General features: G+C 68.1%; 18 protein-coding genes. 7 read left to right on the forward strand and 11 right to left on the reverse strand.

The window, feature by feature from the left end; genetic code table 11:
* The 5 genes from ACIA12_RS34920 to ACIA12_RS34940 form a co-directional block, all read right to left on the reverse strand.
* Entirely contained in the window at nucleotides 1–891 is an 891-nt protein-coding gene (locus tag ACIA12_RS34920; RefSeq protein ID WP_396371570.1) for an SDR family oxidoreductase, read from the reverse strand.
* Nucleotides 888–1640 carry an SDR family oxidoreductase gene (locus tag ACIA12_RS34925; RefSeq protein ID WP_396371571.1) on the reverse strand — a complete coding sequence of 251 codons (753 nt, stop codon included), beginning with the start codon at nucleotides 1638–1640 and terminating at the stop codon, nucleotides 888–890. The genes ACIA12_RS34920 and ACIA12_RS34925 overlap by 4 nt, the downstream gene beginning before the upstream one ends.
* 96 nt (nucleotides 1641–1736) lie before the next feature.
* The gene (locus ACIA12_RS34930; RefSeq protein ID WP_396371572.1) at nucleotides 1737–2672 is read right to left on the reverse strand and encodes a LysR family transcriptional regulator; all 936 of its coding nucleotides are present in this window, start codon (nucleotides 2670–2672) and stop codon (nucleotides 1737–1739) included.
* Nucleotides 2673–2680: 8 nt separating this feature from the next.
* Entirely contained in the window at nucleotides 2681–3301 is a 621-nt protein-coding gene (locus ACIA12_RS34935; protein WP_396371573.1) for a class I SAM-dependent DNA methyltransferase, read from the reverse strand.
* Nucleotides 3302–3312: 11 nt separating this feature from the next.
* Complete coding sequence (locus ACIA12_RS34940; RefSeq protein ID WP_396371574.1) at nucleotides 3313–4182, reverse strand: alpha/beta fold hydrolase; 870 nt, start codon at nucleotides 4180–4182, stop codon at nucleotides 3313–3315.
* Between the two features lie 80 nt (nucleotides 4183–4262).
* On the opposite strand from ACIA12_RS34940, the gene ACIA12_RS34945 reads away from it, so the two are divergent.
* Complete coding sequence (locus ACIA12_RS34945) at nucleotides 4263–6086, forward strand: BTAD domain-containing putative transcriptional regulator (protein ID WP_396371576.1); 1824 nt, start codon at nucleotides 4263–4265, stop codon at nucleotides 6084–6086.
* Between the two features lie 420 nt (nucleotides 6087–6506).
* On the opposite strand, the gene ACIA12_RS34950 is transcribed toward ACIA12_RS34945, so the two are convergent.
* On the reverse strand, nucleotides 6507–6878 hold the full coding sequence (locus tag ACIA12_RS34950) for a glyoxalase superfamily protein (protein ID WP_396371577.1): 372 nt from the start codon (nucleotides 6876–6878) through the stop codon (nucleotides 6507–6509).
* Nucleotides 6879–6992: 114 nt separating this feature from the next.
* On the opposite strand from ACIA12_RS34950, the gene ACIA12_RS34955 reads away from it, so the two are divergent.
* The 6 genes from ACIA12_RS34955 to ACIA12_RS34980 all read left to right on the forward strand — a co-directional run bounded on the left by ACIA12_RS34955 (nucleotide 6993) and on the right by ACIA12_RS34980 (nucleotide 10703).
* Nucleotides 6993–7427: a phage holin family protein gene (locus ACIA12_RS34955; protein WP_396371578.1), complete on the forward strand. Its 435-nt coding sequence runs from the start codon at nucleotides 6993–6995 to the stop codon at nucleotides 7425–7427.
* Nucleotides 7424–7762 carry a DUF3618 domain-containing protein gene (locus tag ACIA12_RS34960; protein WP_396371579.1) on the forward strand — a complete coding sequence of 113 codons (339 nt, stop codon included), beginning with the start codon at nucleotides 7424–7426 and terminating at the stop codon, nucleotides 7760–7762. The genes ACIA12_RS34955 and ACIA12_RS34960 overlap by 4 nt, the downstream gene beginning before the upstream one ends.
* Complete coding sequence (locus ACIA12_RS34965) at nucleotides 7759–8031, forward strand: DUF4235 domain-containing protein (protein ID WP_396371580.1); 273 nt, start codon at nucleotides 7759–7761, stop codon at nucleotides 8029–8031. The genes ACIA12_RS34960 and ACIA12_RS34965 overlap by 4 nt, the downstream gene beginning before the upstream one ends.
* A gap of 280 nt (nucleotides 8032–8311) precedes the next feature.
* On the forward strand, nucleotides 8312–9175 hold the full coding sequence (locus ACIA12_RS34970; RefSeq protein ID WP_396371581.1) for a LysR family transcriptional regulator: 864 nt from the start codon (nucleotides 8312–8314) through the stop codon (nucleotides 9173–9175).
* A gap of 134 nt (nucleotides 9176–9309) precedes the next feature.
* Nucleotides 9310–10122, forward strand: coding sequence for a SigB/SigF/SigG family RNA polymerase sigma factor (locus ACIA12_RS34975; RefSeq protein ID WP_396371582.1), 813 nt, complete (start codon nucleotides 9310–9312; stop codon nucleotides 10120–10122).
* A gap of 83 nt (nucleotides 10123–10205) precedes the next feature.
* The gene (locus ACIA12_RS34980) at nucleotides 10206–10703 is read left to right on the forward strand and encodes a DNA polymerase ligase N-terminal domain-containing protein (protein WP_396371583.1); all 498 of its coding nucleotides are present in this window, start codon (nucleotides 10206–10208) and stop codon (nucleotides 10701–10703) included.
* On the opposite strand, the gene ACIA12_RS34985 is transcribed toward ACIA12_RS34980, so the two are convergent.
* From ACIA12_RS34985 to ACIA12_RS35005, 5 genes are read right to left on the reverse strand one after another with little or no spacing between them, the layout of a single operon-like run.
* Complete coding sequence (locus ACIA12_RS34985; RefSeq protein ID WP_396371584.1) at nucleotides 10690–10998, reverse strand: AzlD domain-containing protein; 309 nt, start codon at nucleotides 10996–10998, stop codon at nucleotides 10690–10692. The genes ACIA12_RS34980 and ACIA12_RS34985 overlap by 14 nt on opposite strands.
* Entirely contained in the window at nucleotides 10995–11678 is a 684-nt protein-coding gene (locus ACIA12_RS34990) for an AzlC family ABC transporter permease (protein ID WP_396371585.1), read from the reverse strand. Before ACIA12_RS34990 ends, ACIA12_RS34985 begins: the two co-directional genes overlap by 4 nt.
* Nucleotides 11679–11725: 47 nt before the next feature.
* Entirely contained in the window at nucleotides 11726–12292 is a 567-nt protein-coding gene (locus tag ACIA12_RS34995; protein WP_396371586.1) for a CGNR zinc finger domain-containing protein, read from the reverse strand.
* Between the two features lie 60 nt (nucleotides 12293–12352).
* Nucleotides 12353–12997 (reverse strand): nitroreductase family protein, encoded by a 645-nt coding sequence (locus ACIA12_RS35000; RefSeq protein ID WP_396371587.1) that lies wholly within the window; start codon nucleotides 12995–12997, stop codon nucleotides 12353–12355.
* Nucleotides 12998–13009: 12 nt separating this feature from the next.
* Nucleotides 13010–13981, reverse strand: a complete 972-nt coding sequence (locus ACIA12_RS35005) for a penicillin-insensitive murein endopeptidase (protein ID WP_396371588.1) — start codon at nucleotides 13979–13981, stop codon at nucleotides 13010–13012.
* Nucleotides 13982–14237 lie beyond the last annotated feature (256 nt).

Genomic DNA, 14237 nt, shown 5'->3' on the forward strand with positions numbered 1-14237 from the left:
TCAGACCGCGGGGTGCAGCAGATCGTCGAGCCCGACCCGGCGCAGGAACTCGGCGCGGACCCGATCGGCCACCGCGTTGACGACGGCAGCGCCATCGTCGGACGGGTCGATGTGCACGCGGAACGGACGACGGCCCTTCTCGGTGTCGACCACGGTCACGATCGCCTTGGCCACCTCGGCCACATCAGCCCACTCCGGCTCGAGTTCCGCCAGCTTCTGGGCGACCTGGTCCATCAGACCGGCGTACTTCTCGTCGTACGCGGCCGCCACCTCCACGTCGGACGGCTTGCCGCTGTGGGCGAAGTGGTTGGTGCCGCTGGTGAAGGCGCCGGGCACGATGATGGTGGTCTCGATTCCGAACCTGGCCAGCTCCAACGCGTAGCTCTCGGCCAGTGCGTCCATACCGGCCTTTGCTGCGAAGTACGGAGCCAGGTACGGCGGGGTGCCGCCGCGGGTACTCGAGCTGCCGACCCAGACCACCAGACCGTCACGCTGCTCGCGCAGGTACGGCAGGGCCGCCCGGTTGAGTCGCTGCGTGCCGATGACGTTGGTGTCGTAGATGTCGGCCAGTTGCTCGGGGGTGAACGCTTCGGCGGGACCGAGGACCATGTGGCCGGCGTTGTGGATCAGTACATCCAGCTTGCCCTGCTCGGCGATCACCGTCCGCACGGCCTGCTGGACCGACTCCTCCGTACTGACGTCAAGCTCGATAGTACGGAGGTCCACGTGGTGCTCGTCGGAGTACTGCTTGGCCTCCGCTGCTGCCGACGCGTTGTGGCCGGCGATGCCGCGCATACCGGCGTACACGATGTGCCCGGCATCGGCTAGAGCGTGTGCGGTCAGGGCGCCGAACCCGCTCGAAGCGCCACTGATCAGGATGGTCTTGGTCATGCCGCGGAGCCACCGTTCGCGTAGATGACCTGACCGTTGATCCAGCGAGCCGGGCCGGCCAGGAAATGGATGATCTCGGCGATGTCCTCGGGCTGGCCGAGGCGCTCCAGCGGGGGCTCGGCGGTGATCCGGTCGATGATCTCCTGCGGCTTGCCGTCGAAGAACATGGCGGTCGCGGTCGGGCCGGGGGCCACCGCGTTGACGGTGATGTCACGGCCGCGCAGCTCGCGGGCGAGGATCAGGGTGATCGCCTCCACGCCGCCCTTGGACGCGGCGTAGGCCGAGTAGCCGGGGCGGGCCAGCCGGGTGAGCGAGCTGGAGATGTTGATGATCGCGCCGCCCTTGCGGACCCGGCGCGCGGCCTGCTGGTCGACCACGAAGGTGCCGCGCAGGTTGGTGCGGATGACCTGGTCGAAGACGTCGAGGTCGAGGTCGCTCAACGGCGACAGCGGCATGATGCCGGCCGCGTGGACGACCACGTCGACACCACCGAAGGCCTCCTCGGCCCGGTCGAACAGCGCGTTCACGGCCTGCTCGTCGGCGACGTCGGCCTGGACCGCGATCGCCCTGCCACCGGCCTCCTCGACCTCCTTGACGGCCTGATCGGCCTCGGCGGGGCTGCCGCTGTACGTCACCACCACGGCGTAGCCGTCACGCCCGAGGCGGCCGGCGGTCTCCCGCCCGATCCCCCGCGAGCCACCGGTCACGATCGCTACCCGCTGGGTGGTGGTGGTTGCGTTCTCTGTCATGTCGTTCACTCCGGATTCTGGTGCCTTGTCCTTGCTGACACTTGAATCTTGCTCCGGAGTACGGATCAAATCCAACGACTCATCTCGATGGGTAGATCAGTTTTGGTGATCCATCAGATCGCGGCCGAGCTCGGTCCCGGCGGGGTGCTGGAGGTGCGCGGTCACCAGGCCGAGCAGGGCCCTGAGGGCGGCCGACGGCTTCCGCTTCCGCAGCGTGGCCATGTAGAGCGACCACTGGAAGTTCTCGTCGACGATCGGGACCGAGCGGATCCTTTCGTCCCCGGCGACGGCATACGCCGGCAGGACGCCGAGCCCGACCCCGTGCCGGACGAACTGCACGCCGTTGTCGATGCCGAGCGCCTCCACCACCACCTGCCGCTCGATCCCGGCCGCCTCGAACCGCTGGTCGATCAGCGTCCGGGTGCCGAAGCCCGGCGGGAAGTCGACGAAGGCCTCGTCGGCAAGGTCGGCCAGCGTGACCGACCGGCGCCGGGCCAGCCGGTGACCGGTCGGCACGGCGAGCACCTGCGGCACCTTCAGCAGCTCCCAAGCGGTCAGCTCCCGCGGCACACTGCCCGCGCCGACACCGAGGAACCCGACGTCGATGTCCCCGTTGCGCAGCCCGACGATCACCCCGGCCGACCCCTCGGGCTCGACCCGCAACTGCAGTTCGACGTTCTGGTACCGCCGCCTGAACTCGCCAGCCGCCGCGGGCAGGTCGATCAACCCGAGCCCAGGAAGCAGCCCGACCCGCACGGTGCCGCGCATTCCGGCTCCGAGCTCGTCCACCACGTCCCGGGCCCCTTGCACCGCATCCATCACCGCGAGCGCCTCGGGCAGCAGCGCAGTACCTGCTTCCGTCAGTACTACACGTTGAGCGTTCCGCTCGAACAGCGTGACCTTGAGATCCTTCTCCAGCGACGCGATCGCCGCGCTGACCGCACTCTGCACCACGTGCAGCCGCCGCGCCGCCAGCGTAAAACTCCGCTCATGCGCCACCGCCACGAAGTACTCCAGTTGCCGCAACTCCATGCCAGAGGTTAGCCCCGCACGGCCCACAACAACGCGTGGCCAACTGCTCCTTCGGGCACGAACTCCTCACGATCCACCACAAAGCCCGCCTCCTCGATCCACCCCCGAGTCGTGCCGACATCGGCATGACTCCACCACATGGGCACCTCGCCCCCGAGCCAGTTCTCCTCAGAGCCGGTCCACGCGCCGGCGCCGACGGTTGCCGCGAAAAGCCCACCCGGCCGGACCCATTCGCCGATCCGCCGGAGCAGCTCCCGCTGCTCGTCGAGGGGGATGTGGATCAACGCATAGAAGGAGACCACCGCGTCGAAGCCAGCCGCCGGAAACTCCAGCTGGGTGGCATCGGCTCGGAGGAAGGTGGCCGCTGGAACGCGCTCGCGGGCCCGTTCAACCTGTACTTCGCTGATGTCGACGCCGACCACCTGATGGCCGGCGTCAGCCAGAGTGAGCGCCACCGGAACCCCCGAGCCACACCCCAGGTCGAGGACGCGCCCCGGGCCGTCGAGTCGACCGAGCAGCTCTTCCAGCCAGGGTCCGTACTTCGTTTCGGCGTCGAACGCCTCGTCGTACCGGGCCGAGAGCGCGTCGTACCCGCGGCGTACCAGGTCCTTCGCCGCCTCGTTGTCCATAGCTCGGGAGGCTAGTCGGTGAGGGACCTGATCGTCTTGGTGATTTCTTCGGGGGACTCCTCGGCCATGAAGTGTCCGGCGGTGGTGGTGGAGTGGTGGAGGTTGGGGGCCCAGGCGGACCAGAGGGCGGCGGCGTCGAAGCCCAGTGCGGAACCCCAGTCCTGCTGGACCACCGCGACCGGCATCGTCAGCTTGTTGCCTGCGGCAAGGTCTTCGCGATCGTGGGTGATGTCGATGCCGGCGCTGGCCCGGTAGTCGGCGATGATCGAGGGGATCGCCTCGCGGGAGGCCTTCAGGTAGGTGGCGCGGATGTCCGCGGGGATCGCGGCCGGGTCCTTGATCCACAGGTCCAGGAAGTAGCCGAAGAAAGCATCGGGAGCCGACGCGATCAGTTGCTCGGGGAGGCCGGGTGGCTGGGCCATCAGGTAAAGGTGGAAGGCGACGGCCGCGTTGACACCATGCATCGCGTCCCACATGTCCAGGGTCGGCAGTACGTCGAGGCAGGCCAGGTGGGTGATCTTGTCCGGGTGATCGAGTCCGGCCCGGAAGGCCACGAGGGCACCGCGGTCATGCCCGGCCAGCGCGAACCGGGAGTGGCCCAGAGCTTTGGCCAGGGTCACGATGTCGGCGGCCATGGTGCGCTTCGAGTACGTCGTACCGTCGGTCTCGACCGGCTTGTCGCTGTTGCCGTACCCGCGCAGATCGGGGCAGATCACCGTGTGATCCTTGGCGAGCTCGACGGCGACGTGCCGCCAGATCAGATGGGTCTGCGGGAAGCCGTGCAGAAGCACGATCGGGCTGCCTTTGCCGCCCACGGCCGCGTTGAGCGAGACACCGTCGGCGACCTCGATGCGCTGGTAGCCGAAACCGGGAATGGTCATCTTCGTCCTTTCGTCTGACACACGAAGCAGCCTGCCGCGCGCCGATGAGCATCCGATGAGCAGCGCTATACGGTGACCAGGTGGTGGCTTTCGGCGTACTCGGACCGGTCACGGCCTGGCGGGACGGCGTGGAACTCGCCCTCAAGGGCCCGCGCCACCGCGCGGTACTCGCCCGGCTGGTCATCGCCCGCGGCCGCGTCGTCCCCGTCGACTCGCTGGTCGCCGACCTGTGGACAGTCCCGCCGGACGGCGCCACCAGCGCAGTCCGTACCTTCGTCGCGGCGCTGAGACGAGCACTGGAACCCGACCGCCCACCGCGCTCAAAGCCCACGCTGCTCATCACCGAGGGCCCCGGCTATGCCCTGAAAGCAACGGACGTCGACGCATGGCGCTTCGAGCAGGTGATGGCCCGCCGGCCCCAAGCGTCCCTGGCCGAGCTACAAGAAGCACTGGACTGGTGGCGAGGCCCCGCCTACGCGGAGTTCGCCGACACCCCCTGGGCACACGCCGAGCGCTCCAAGCTCGCGGAACTCCGGCTGACCGCCATCGAACGCCAGGCCGAAGCCCAACTCGCCATGGGCCTGGCGGCGGACGCAGTACCGGCTCTGGACGCGCATGTGGCCGAGCACCCGTGGCGCGAGGACGCCTGGCGTCTACTGGCGCTGGCCCTGTACCGCAGCGACCGCCAGGGCGACGCTCTAGCCGTACTACGCAACGCCCGGACCCTCCTCATCGAGCAACTCGGCGTCGACCCCACTCCAGCACTACAGCGACTGGAGACCGACATCCTCAACCAGGCCGAGCACCTGACCCCTCAAGCGGCCGGACAGGTCTGGGCGAAGGCCACCGCCGCCTATGACCGTGCAGTGGCCTCCACTGCACGCGCACGGCTCGAGTCGACCGTCGGACTCCTCCGCAACCTCGCAGTGACGGGCGGAACTGGTCTGGAGGCGGCCCGCGAACACAGGCTGGCCGCCATCACCGCCGCCGAGGAACTGGGCGACCCGGAGCTGACAGCCCGAGTCATCGGCCTCTACGACGTACCGGCGATCTGGACGCGCTCCGACGACCAGCAGCAAGCCGATGCGATCGTCGCGGCCTCCGAGCGGGCCCTGAAAGCCGCGACCCAACCAGCAGCCCGAGCCCGCCTCCTAGCGACAGTGGCGATCGAATCCCGCGGCAGCAACAGCACCCGAGCACGAGCAGCCGCACAAGACGCAGTGGAGCTCGCCAGGGAGCTGGAGGACCCGGCGCTGCTCGCCTTCGCCCTCAACAGCCTGTTCATGCAGACCTTCTACCGGGCAGGCTTGGCCGACCAGCGCGACGAGATCGGCGCCGAGCTGATCACCCTGGCCAGCCGCCATGACCTGACGACGTACGAGGTACTGGGCCACCTCATCCGCATGCAAGCCCGCAGCGCACTCCAAGACTTCACCGCTGCCGACTCACACGCAGCAGCAGCCGATGACCTGGCCGCAAGGCGAGAGCTGCCGCTGGTCGCCGTCTTCACCACCTGGTACCGGGCAATGCGAGCTGGGGATCAAACGGCGTACCGGCAGGCTGCGACCCTCCTGGACAACGCAGGCATGCCCGGCATGCTGGCCGACAACCTGCTGGACCTGGCGCTGCAGTCCCTCGGCCTCACCGCACCAACGCCCGGCCCAACAGAGCCGGCCGCAGACCTCCTACTGGAGGCCCGCTGGTGCCTGATCGCCAAGCAGGCCATCGAGCACGACGACCACGAGACCATGCGCCGAGCACTCGAAGCACTGACCCCTGCAGCCGGCCAACTGTCCGCCGGCAGCGGCCTGATCAACCTCGGCCCCATCGACCAGTACTTGGAAGAGCTCAGGCCTTGCGGACGGACTGCTGGTCCACCCAGACCAAGTGGCCGTGGTGGCTGACCAGCACTTCGCCGCTGCGGTGGGCCAGGGCCTGGCCGGCGATCCATCGACCGCCCAGCTGGACCTGGACTTCTTCCGGCCGCGTGCTCGAGGGGCGCACGGAGGTGGCAACAGGCATGGCACCAGACTTCTGAACAGGGGCGGAGACGGATTTACGGCGTCGAACAGCAGGGATGGGGTGGTGATGCAGATCGGTCATAGTCGTCCTCGGCAGGGACATCAGTCGTCGACGCATCCAACGCCGGCTGGCTGCTCAACCAAAGGCCACCTTACAACCGGTCACCATTGCGAACCCAGCGGTATCTCGAACTGTCCGAAGACCGGAAACCCGGTGTTCACATCCCAACCAGGCAAGGACTTTTCGAAACTGTCCGTCCCTAATCCGCCCCGCGCCCGGTCAGCGCCCGGTCAGCACCCGGGTCAGCGCCAGGCGGGCAGCTGCTGCAGGGCCCAGCCGTTGCCGTCGGGGTCGTCGAAGAAGACGAAGTTCCCCCACGGGAACTCCTGCACCTCGCTGACCTCCACCCCGCGGCCGGCCAGCTCCTCCCGGGCGGCGGCGACATCCGCGACCACGATCTGCAGGCCGCGTACCGACCCCGGCTCGGCCTGCGGCATCCCGGTGCCGATGGCGATCGAGCAGGCCGACCCCGGCGGGGTCAGCTGGACGAACCTCAGCTCGTCGGTGACCTGGTGGTCGTGGTCGGCGTTGAAGCCGATCTTCTCGGTGTAGAACGCCTTGGCCCGGTCCACATCCGCCACCGGCACCGAGACCAGCTCCAGCTTCCAGTCCATCTGAGTTCCCTCCCACTCGCTGATGAGACTCCGAACGTATCGCGGGTAGCGGTCACCTTCTGGCCGCTACTCGATCCTCTGCTTGCCGTCACGGAGCGTGGGTACCGGGTTGTCATGACCACGCACCCGGAAACCATCCATGAGGACCATCAGGAGCAGCACGTCGGCGCCCTGGTCGCTCAGCTCAGCAACGACGTGAGCCGGCTGGTCCGCGACGAGCTGCAGCTGGCCAAGGCCGAGCTCAAGGACAAGGGCAAGGAGGCCGGGATCGGCATCGGCTTGTTCGGTGGTGCCGGAACGGTCGCCGTCTACGGCGTCGGAGCGCTGGTCGCCGCGGCAATTCTCGGCTTGGCAGCCGCGGTACCGGCCTGGTTGTCGGCGTTGATCGTCGCGCTGGTGCTGTTCGCGATCGCCGGTGTCGCCGCCCTACTCGGCAAGCGGCATGTCAGCCACGCCGCTCCGCCCTTGCCCGAACACGCCGTCGAAGGCGTCCACGAGGACCTAGAGGCCCTCAAGGGCCACCAGCCGGAAGGAAGGGCCAACGTATGACGACCACCAAAGACACCCAGCTGACCGAGACCGAAGCCCTGCGGGCCGACCTGGAGTTGACTCGCCGGCATCTGGCCGACACCGTCCAGGAGCTGACCCGCCAACTCAATGTGCCCCGCCGCATCAAGGAGTCGGCGACGAGCGCCGGCCATCGCGCGATACAGGCAGCCAGTACTGCGGGCGGACGGGCTAAGGACGGCGCCCGGAACCTGCCGACCCGCGCCAAGCAGATGCCGACTGCCGCGCGGGAGCACCCCAAGGCGGCAGCCGCAGTCGGTAGTGCCGTCGCGCTCGGGGTCGGCGCGGCCGCTTGGGTTGTGGGGCGTGGCCGGTGAGCAAAGCCGCCAAGCTCGCCTATCGGCCGTTCGGGTTGCTCTCGGGGATCGCGGGCGGACTGGTCGCCGGTGCCGTGTTCAAGCAGGTCTGGCGCCGGATCAGCGACGAGGACGACGCCCCGGACGCACTGCAGTCCGAGTACCCGTGGCGACAGGTCCTGCTCGCCGCCGCGTTGCAAGGAGCGGTGTACGCCGTGGTCAAGGCAGCTGTCGACCGCGGTGGTGCGAAGGCGTTCGAGCGCTGGACCGGGGAGTGGCCCGGGAACTGAAGAATGTGATCGGCACCTCGATTCAGAACGGGAGCAAGGGGCACCGGAAAGACAAGCAAGACAACGGTTGCCATGGGCCCCGGCGTTGAGCAGACAGCGCCGGGGCCGTTCCGTGCCCGGCCGTCACAACCGGCCGCCGCTGTCGGCCAAATGGCCGACAGTTTCTTCGTTCCGTGTAAGGGATTCGTGTTCTCTGCTCCGAGCCCTCGACGCGTGCGAGTCGGTGGCACTAGCCTCGCAGGCTTCTGGTGGGCGAGTGTGTGGAGAAGGTCCGACGGGCATGGACGTCGATTTACGGCTGGTGCGGTACTTCCTGGTGATGTCGGAGGAACTGCACTTCACCGCCGCGGCACGCCGGCTGTACGTCTCTCAACCAGCCTTGAGCAACCAGATCCGCCGGCTCGAGACCCAGCTCGGCGCGCAGTTGTTCGACCGCTCGCCTCGCGGCGTGACGCTGACCGCCGCCGGTGACGCCTTCCTCCCGCACGCCCGTGGCGCGCTCGAAGCGATCAAGTCCGGAGTCGCCGACGCCACTGCCGCCGCGCAGCGTGATCAGGTACTCCGGATCGACATGCGCCACACCAATCTCGCTACCCCGCGCGCTGTGCTCGCCCGGTTGCGCGACCGGCTGCCCTCGTTCCGGCTCGAGATCAGCAGCCGCGGCACCCGCGAGCAACAGCAACGCCTGCTCGCCGGTGAACTCGACCTGGCTCTCTGCGGCTCCACCGCCCGTTGCCCGGACGGAGTCATGCAGCGCATCATCCGCCGCGAAGCCCTCGGGGTGGCACTCCCCGCACGGCACCCGCTGGCCGCTGCCGAGTCGGTCGCAGTACGAGAGCTGACCGACGAACTGCACTACCTACCCCAGGACGACCTCGCGCCGGAGTGGAACGAGTTCGTACTCGCATGCTGCCGTACTGCGGGATTCGCCCCCCGCCGCCATCCGGCCACCGGCAGTTCGGCAGCCGAACTGGTCAAGGCCGGCGAGTGCGTCGCGCTCGGTCTCCTGTCGACGCCGTACCCACCCGGAGTAGTCGTCCGGCCACTCGCCGCAGGCGTACCGCCGTACGGATGGTCGCTCCGCTGGCGCGACTCACCCCGGACGCCGGCTGCCGCGCTCGCTGTGTTGCGGAGCCTCGACTAGGCGCCTGCGAGTTCGTGTAAATCGGCCCTCGGATGGATTACTTCGTCATCCATGGGGTAGGAATGACTTCACAGATATTGACCGCGGTCCAGACATGTGCCGCGCCGTGACTCACAGTCGCGAGGTCAAGAATCATGGTTACCGTACTTGCCGAACCGAAGAAGCACAGCGATCCGAAACAGCAGCGCGATCTGACCACCCGGGACCTTCTCACCCGGCGCGCGCAGTCCACCGACGAAGCGGTCCGGCAGCTCCTGCTGGACGAAGCCATCGAGTTGAATCTCGGGATCGCCCACAGCATCGCCGGCCGTTTCCGCGGCCGGGGCGTCGAGTCCGACGATCTCGACCAGGTCGCGTACCTGGGGCTGGTGAAGGCCGCCCGCAGCTACCGCCCGGACACCGAGACGCCGTTCCTCGCCTACGCCGTACCGACCATCCGCGGCGAGGTGAAGCGCTACTTCCGGGACTGTTCCTGGACCGTGCGGATCCCGCGCAGACTGCAGGAGCTGCAGGGCTCGATCGCCTCCGTGCGACCGCAGCTGGTGCAGGACCTGCAGCGTGATCCGACCCTGGAGGAGCTGGCCGAGCGACTCGGCACGACCGTCTCCGAGGTCGAGGCAGCGCTCGCTGCCGACGGTTGTTTCTCCGTACTGTCCCTGGACCGCCCGCTCGACGGGGAGTCCACGGCCAGCCTGGCCGACACGATCGCCGACGAGGAGGACGGCGCCTTCGAGCGGACCGAGGCGGTCGCCATGCTCGAGCCGGTGCTGAACGACCTCAACCCGCGCGAACGCAAGATCCTCGAACTGCGCTTCGTCGAGGGTCACACCCAGGCCGACATCGGCGCCGAGATCGGCGTCAGCCAGATGCAGGTCTCCCGCCTGTTGCGCGGCATCCTGGATCGCCTGCGCGAGCAGATCGAGCCCCCCGCCGCTGCCGCCGCCTGACCCTCCCGTCAGGCCTGGCAGCGCCCTCCCCGCGGTGGTCCGCCGTAGACTTGTCTGCGCGGCGGACCACTAGCGGAGGGTTCATGCCTGTCTTTGTGGTTCAGCAGCACGATGCGCGGCGAATGCATTACGACATACGGCTTGAAGTGGACGGCGTCCTGAAGTCGTGGGCGGTGCCGCGGGGGCCTTCACTGGATCCTGTCGTGAAGAGGCTGGCCGTACCGACCGACGATCACGAGATGTCGTATGCGACGTACGAAGGCGTGCATGAGGGCGCCCGCTACGGCAGTGGCGCGGTCATCGTGTGGGATGCCGGCGACTACCAGAACCAGACGCGGGACAAGGACCGCAAGCTGGTGAAGCCGGCGCTGGCCATCGAGCGCGGGCACTTCCGTTTCGCCTTGCAGGGCGTGAAGTTGACCGGCTCCTGGGCCTTCACCCGGACCGGTCGCGACGGCGACTGGCTTCTCGTCAAGGTTCGCGACGAGGCCGCTGATCCGTCGCTCGATCTGACCGTCACCGAGCCACACTCGATCCTGAGCGGCCTGACCATCGAGGAGATGGCGGCTACCGCAGGCTGAGCCGGAGCAGCGCGGTGACGACGATGCCGCCGGCAACGGCCAGCAGCATCGGCACCTTGGCCAGGCACAGTCCGCCGGCCGTCGCTGTGCCGACGACCTTGGTCCAGTCGAGCGCCTGCCAGTGTTCGCCACCGAGCTCAGTCACGATCAGGCCGGCCAGCAGGACCGGTGCGGTCAGCGCGGTCATTCTGATCACCGCGGGTGGGAGTTTGCGCGCGCCGATCAGCAGCGGGGCGCTCGCTTTCATCAGCGAGCTGATCACGGTCACGGCCAGGACGGACAGCCAGAGTTTCATGCGAGCTCACCTTCTTCCTGCGGCAGTACGCCGATGAGCGCCGCCCCGATCGCACCGAGCAGCGCGTAGCTGGGAGTGGTGACGAAGAGCAGTCCGGCGGCGATCGTCGCACCGAGAAGAGCAGCCACCGCCGCGCGTTTCGAGCGGCGCAGTTCGTCGATGGCGAGGATGAGGAAGAACGCCGGGAAGGCGACGTCCAGGCCGAGTTGATGCATCAGTTCAGGTGTTGGCGAGGTGAGCGCGCCGATCGCCGTACCGGAACTCCACAGCAGCCACTGCGGGACGCTCGCGCCGACCAGCCGGGCGATGTCGTACCCACCATCGTTGCCGTGGGCAACCACGAACGAGGCGTCGCACAACGCTTGCGCCTGGATCGCCCGGCTGATCCGGCCGCCTTCCAGACTGTTGTTGAGCGCCACGCTCATCACCAAGTACCGCGCGTTGATCAGCACCGCCGAGACAATCGCTGCCAGCGCCGATCCGCCGGCCAGCGTGGTCAGCAACGTGAACTGAGCCGACCCCGAGAACGCGAACATCGAGAACACCACCGGCAGCCCGAACCCCCACCCGCGAGCCACCGCCTCAGCCCCAAAACTCAACGCCAGCACAAAAGCGGCCGCCCCCGGCCCCACGCCCATCCGCATCCCGGCCACGAACTCCCGCCGCCGCTCAGCCCCCACCCATCTGCCCGCGCGGCCCCCTCGGCCCGGGCCGAACGCCCGCCGCCTCACGCCGGCCTCCCCGTACCGCCGTGCAGCCGCTCGTAATGCCGCTTGGCCCTGGCGCGATTCCCGCAGTCCCCCGAACTGCACCACCGCCGGGACCCGTTCTTGCTCCGATCCAGGAACAGCCACCCACACCCCGCGTCCTGACACTCCCGCAGCCGCCCCAGATCCTCCCGCTCCACCAACCGCCCAGCCGCCAACACCAACTCATCCACCAGATCGGCCCCCACCCAATCCAACGGCCGCAGCCCTCGCGGAGTCGCCCGCCCCAGCGCCCCCACCAGCAGCCGCTGCACCGCTCCGAGCTCCACCGGCTCCAACCCACGCGCGACAGGAACCATCGCGCGGTAGACGACCTCGCGCACGGCAGCAACCCGCCCGAGCTGAGCCGCCGCAGACACATCCGCTCCGCTCAGCAGATCGGCGAAGCCGATCGCGCCACACCAGATCGCCAGCGCTTCCGGCGTGGCGATCCGGTCGATCGTGCGGGCGGGGTCGAGGCGCCACGAGACGGTGTTGAGCAGGTCCAGAGCTACGTGGCCACCGATGAGTTCAGGCTGGTAGGTCATGGAAGATCACCTCACTAACAACCTAAAACAGCTTTGGTTGTTAGGCAACCGACCAGCGGATCACCAGCCGTCGATATGCAGAACTTCCTCGACGGGTTGGCGCGGGGCCGGCTTGAAGGTGTCGCCGGTGTAGTAGGCGGTCGGGAGGAGGACGGACTGCCGGATGTCGTCCGGCAGCCCGAGCAGCTCCGAGATCTCCTGCTCATAGGTCATGTGCAGCGTCGTCCACGCAGTACCGAGGCCACGTGCGCGGGCGGCGAGGCAGTACTGCCATGCGGCCGGCAGGATCGAGCCCCAGATGCCGGCCTGGTTGCCCGCGCCCAGGGACTTCACCTGCAGGCACGGGATGACCAGGACAGGTACCTGGCCCATCTTCTCGCCCAGGTAGGCGACACTCGACCCGACTCGTTGCTGGACCGGCGCCCTGTCCGGGTCGTCCGCGTGCAGCCGGCCGGCCGCACCCGGCGACTCCAGGTACGACTCGACCGAACGCCGGTAGTACTCCCCGATCGCTGCCCGCTTTTCCGCATCGGTGATCACCAGCCAGTGCCACGTCTGCCGGTTGCTCCCGGACGGCGCCTGGAGCGCGATCTCGATGCACTCACGGATCAGCTCCATCGGCACCGCCCGCTCGAGGTCGAGCCGCTTGCGGACGGTACGGGTGGTGGTGAGCAGTTCGTCTGGGGTCAGGTCGAGTGTCGTCACTTCACCAGTTTGTCAGCAGACATAGGTGGAGTTGGGGTGGACTTTCTCGCAGTACCGGATGTGGAGGTGGTTGTCGTGAGCCGGCCAGTTGGCGGTCAGGCCCTCACTGATCAGCGTCGGATCGTTGAACCAGATGAACTTGACGTGCCCGGGTGCCGCCGCGCGGACTGCTTGGACGAGCTGGCGGGTCGCGGCGCGGTCGTATGTCGCGGACTCCCAGGTGATCCGTCCGGCGGTGCACTGCGCGTTGTCGGTGCGGATCGGCCAGATGTCGATGTCCATGCCGTTGTCATGGCTGCCGTGGCCGGGGATATCGCCACCGTGCTCGAACCCGGCGTCGCCGTACCCGACCTTGCCCTGGTTGGTGCCCGCGAAGGAGCGGGCGGCAGCCTCTAGCTGGGCAACAGCGGCCGCAGCGGCCCAGTTGGCGGCGGTGCCGTTGCCGTCGGGATCCTGGTCGCAGAGGTTGGCGGTGAAGTCGGGGTAGTCGTAGTGCCAGGCGAGGTTGCGCCAGGTGATCGGCCCGACGATGCCGTCAGCGCCGATCCCGGCGTGCGACTGGAACGCGACGACTGCGTCGCGGACCGCAGTACTGAAGACCCCGTCGACAGCAAGGCTGAGCCGGCGTTTCGCGTTCAACTCGACCTGCAGCGCCTTCACGGCCGCGTTGCTGTCACCGAGCCGAACCGTGGGCACCAACGCACCCCACGTCTGCGGCCCGACGATGCCATCGGAGCCGAGCCCCTTGGCAGTCTGAAAGCTCTTGGCCGCGGCCACGGTGGTCGCGCCGAACACCCCATCAGCCGTCACCGACTGCCCGTTGTGCTGCAGCAGATACTGAATCGCCAGCACATCGGCACCGCGGTTGCCGGAGCTCTGAGTCGGAAAGAACGCGTTCGCATAAGCCTGGGCGCTACCCGGAATCCCACCGATCAGCAGAACGACGGCAAGCAGCACAAGCCCACTTCTCTTCAACGAGCGCACGGTGATCTCCATTCGGGGCGGTCGAGTTTTTCCCGTAACTAACTAACCACTCCCCGCCACCCTCAGCCACAATTTTCCCCACCGCAAGACCTCACACCCCGCGACGCTGCCGCCCGTCGTTGCCCCACACAGCACCAACCCCACCAACCCACCCGTCCCACCCCGTTACGGTTTTGGTGGCTCCCGTAGTGGGAGGTCTGGTCGCCAGGCTCGGTATGACTTTCCCACCTAGTCGAAGTTCATGATCCCGGGTGTG

The organism is Kribbella sp. NPDC051620 (assembly GCF_044453825.1).
Classification (GTDB): Bacteria; Actinomycetota; Actinomycetes; order Propionibacteriales; family Kribbellaceae; genus Kribbella.

Bases quoted from the DNA above. Each gene is read 5' to 3' on its own strand.
- ACIA12_RS34940 (WP_396371574.1), bottom strand. From the start codon at position 4,182: ATGACCATTCCCGGTTTCGGCTACCAGCGCATCGAGGTCGCCGACGGT.
- ACIA12_RS34985 (WP_396371584.1), bottom strand. From the start codon at position 10,998: ATGAAACTCTGGCTGTCCGTCCTGGCCGTGACCGTGATCAGCTCGCTG.
- ACIA12_RS34935 (WP_396371573.1), bottom strand. From the start codon at position 3,301: ATGGACAACGAGGCGGCGAAGGACCTGGTACGCCGCGGGTACGACGCG.
- ACIA12_RS34970 (WP_396371581.1), top strand. From the start codon at position 8,312: ATGGACGTCGATTTACGGCTGGTGCGGTACTTCCTGGTGATGTCGGAG.
- ACIA12_RS34995 (WP_396371586.1), bottom strand. From the start codon at position 12,292: ATGACCTACCAGCCTGAACTCATCGGTGGCCACGTAGCTCTGGACCTG.
- ACIA12_RS34930 (WP_396371572.1), bottom strand. From the start codon at position 2,672: ATGGAGTTGCGGCAACTGGAGTACTTCGTGGCGGTGGCGCATGAGCGG.
- ACIA12_RS34975 (WP_396371582.1), top strand. From the start codon at position 9,310: ATGGTTACCGTACTTGCCGAACCGAAGAAGCACAGCGATCCGAAACAG.
- ACIA12_RS34980 (WP_396371583.1), top strand. From the start codon at position 10,206: ATGCCTGTCTTTGTGGTTCAGCAGCACGATGCGCGGCGAATGCATTAC.
- ACIA12_RS34920 (WP_396371570.1), bottom strand. From the start codon at position 891: ATGACCAAGACCATCCTGATCAGTGGCGCTTCGAGCGGGTTCGGCGCC.
- ACIA12_RS34925 (WP_396371571.1), bottom strand. From the start codon at position 1,640: ATGACAGAGAACGCAACCACCACCACCCAGCGGGTAGCGATCGTGACC.
- ACIA12_RS34960 (WP_396371579.1), top strand. From the start codon at position 7,424: ATGACGACCACCAAAGACACCCAGCTGACCGAGACCGAAGCCCTGCGG.
- ACIA12_RS34955 (WP_396371578.1), top strand. From the start codon at position 6,993: ATGACCACGCACCCGGAAACCATCCATGAGGACCATCAGGAGCAGCAC.
- ACIA12_RS34950 (WP_396371577.1), bottom strand. From the start codon at position 6,878: ATGGACTGGAAGCTGGAGCTGGTCTCGGTGCCGGTGGCGGATGTGGAC.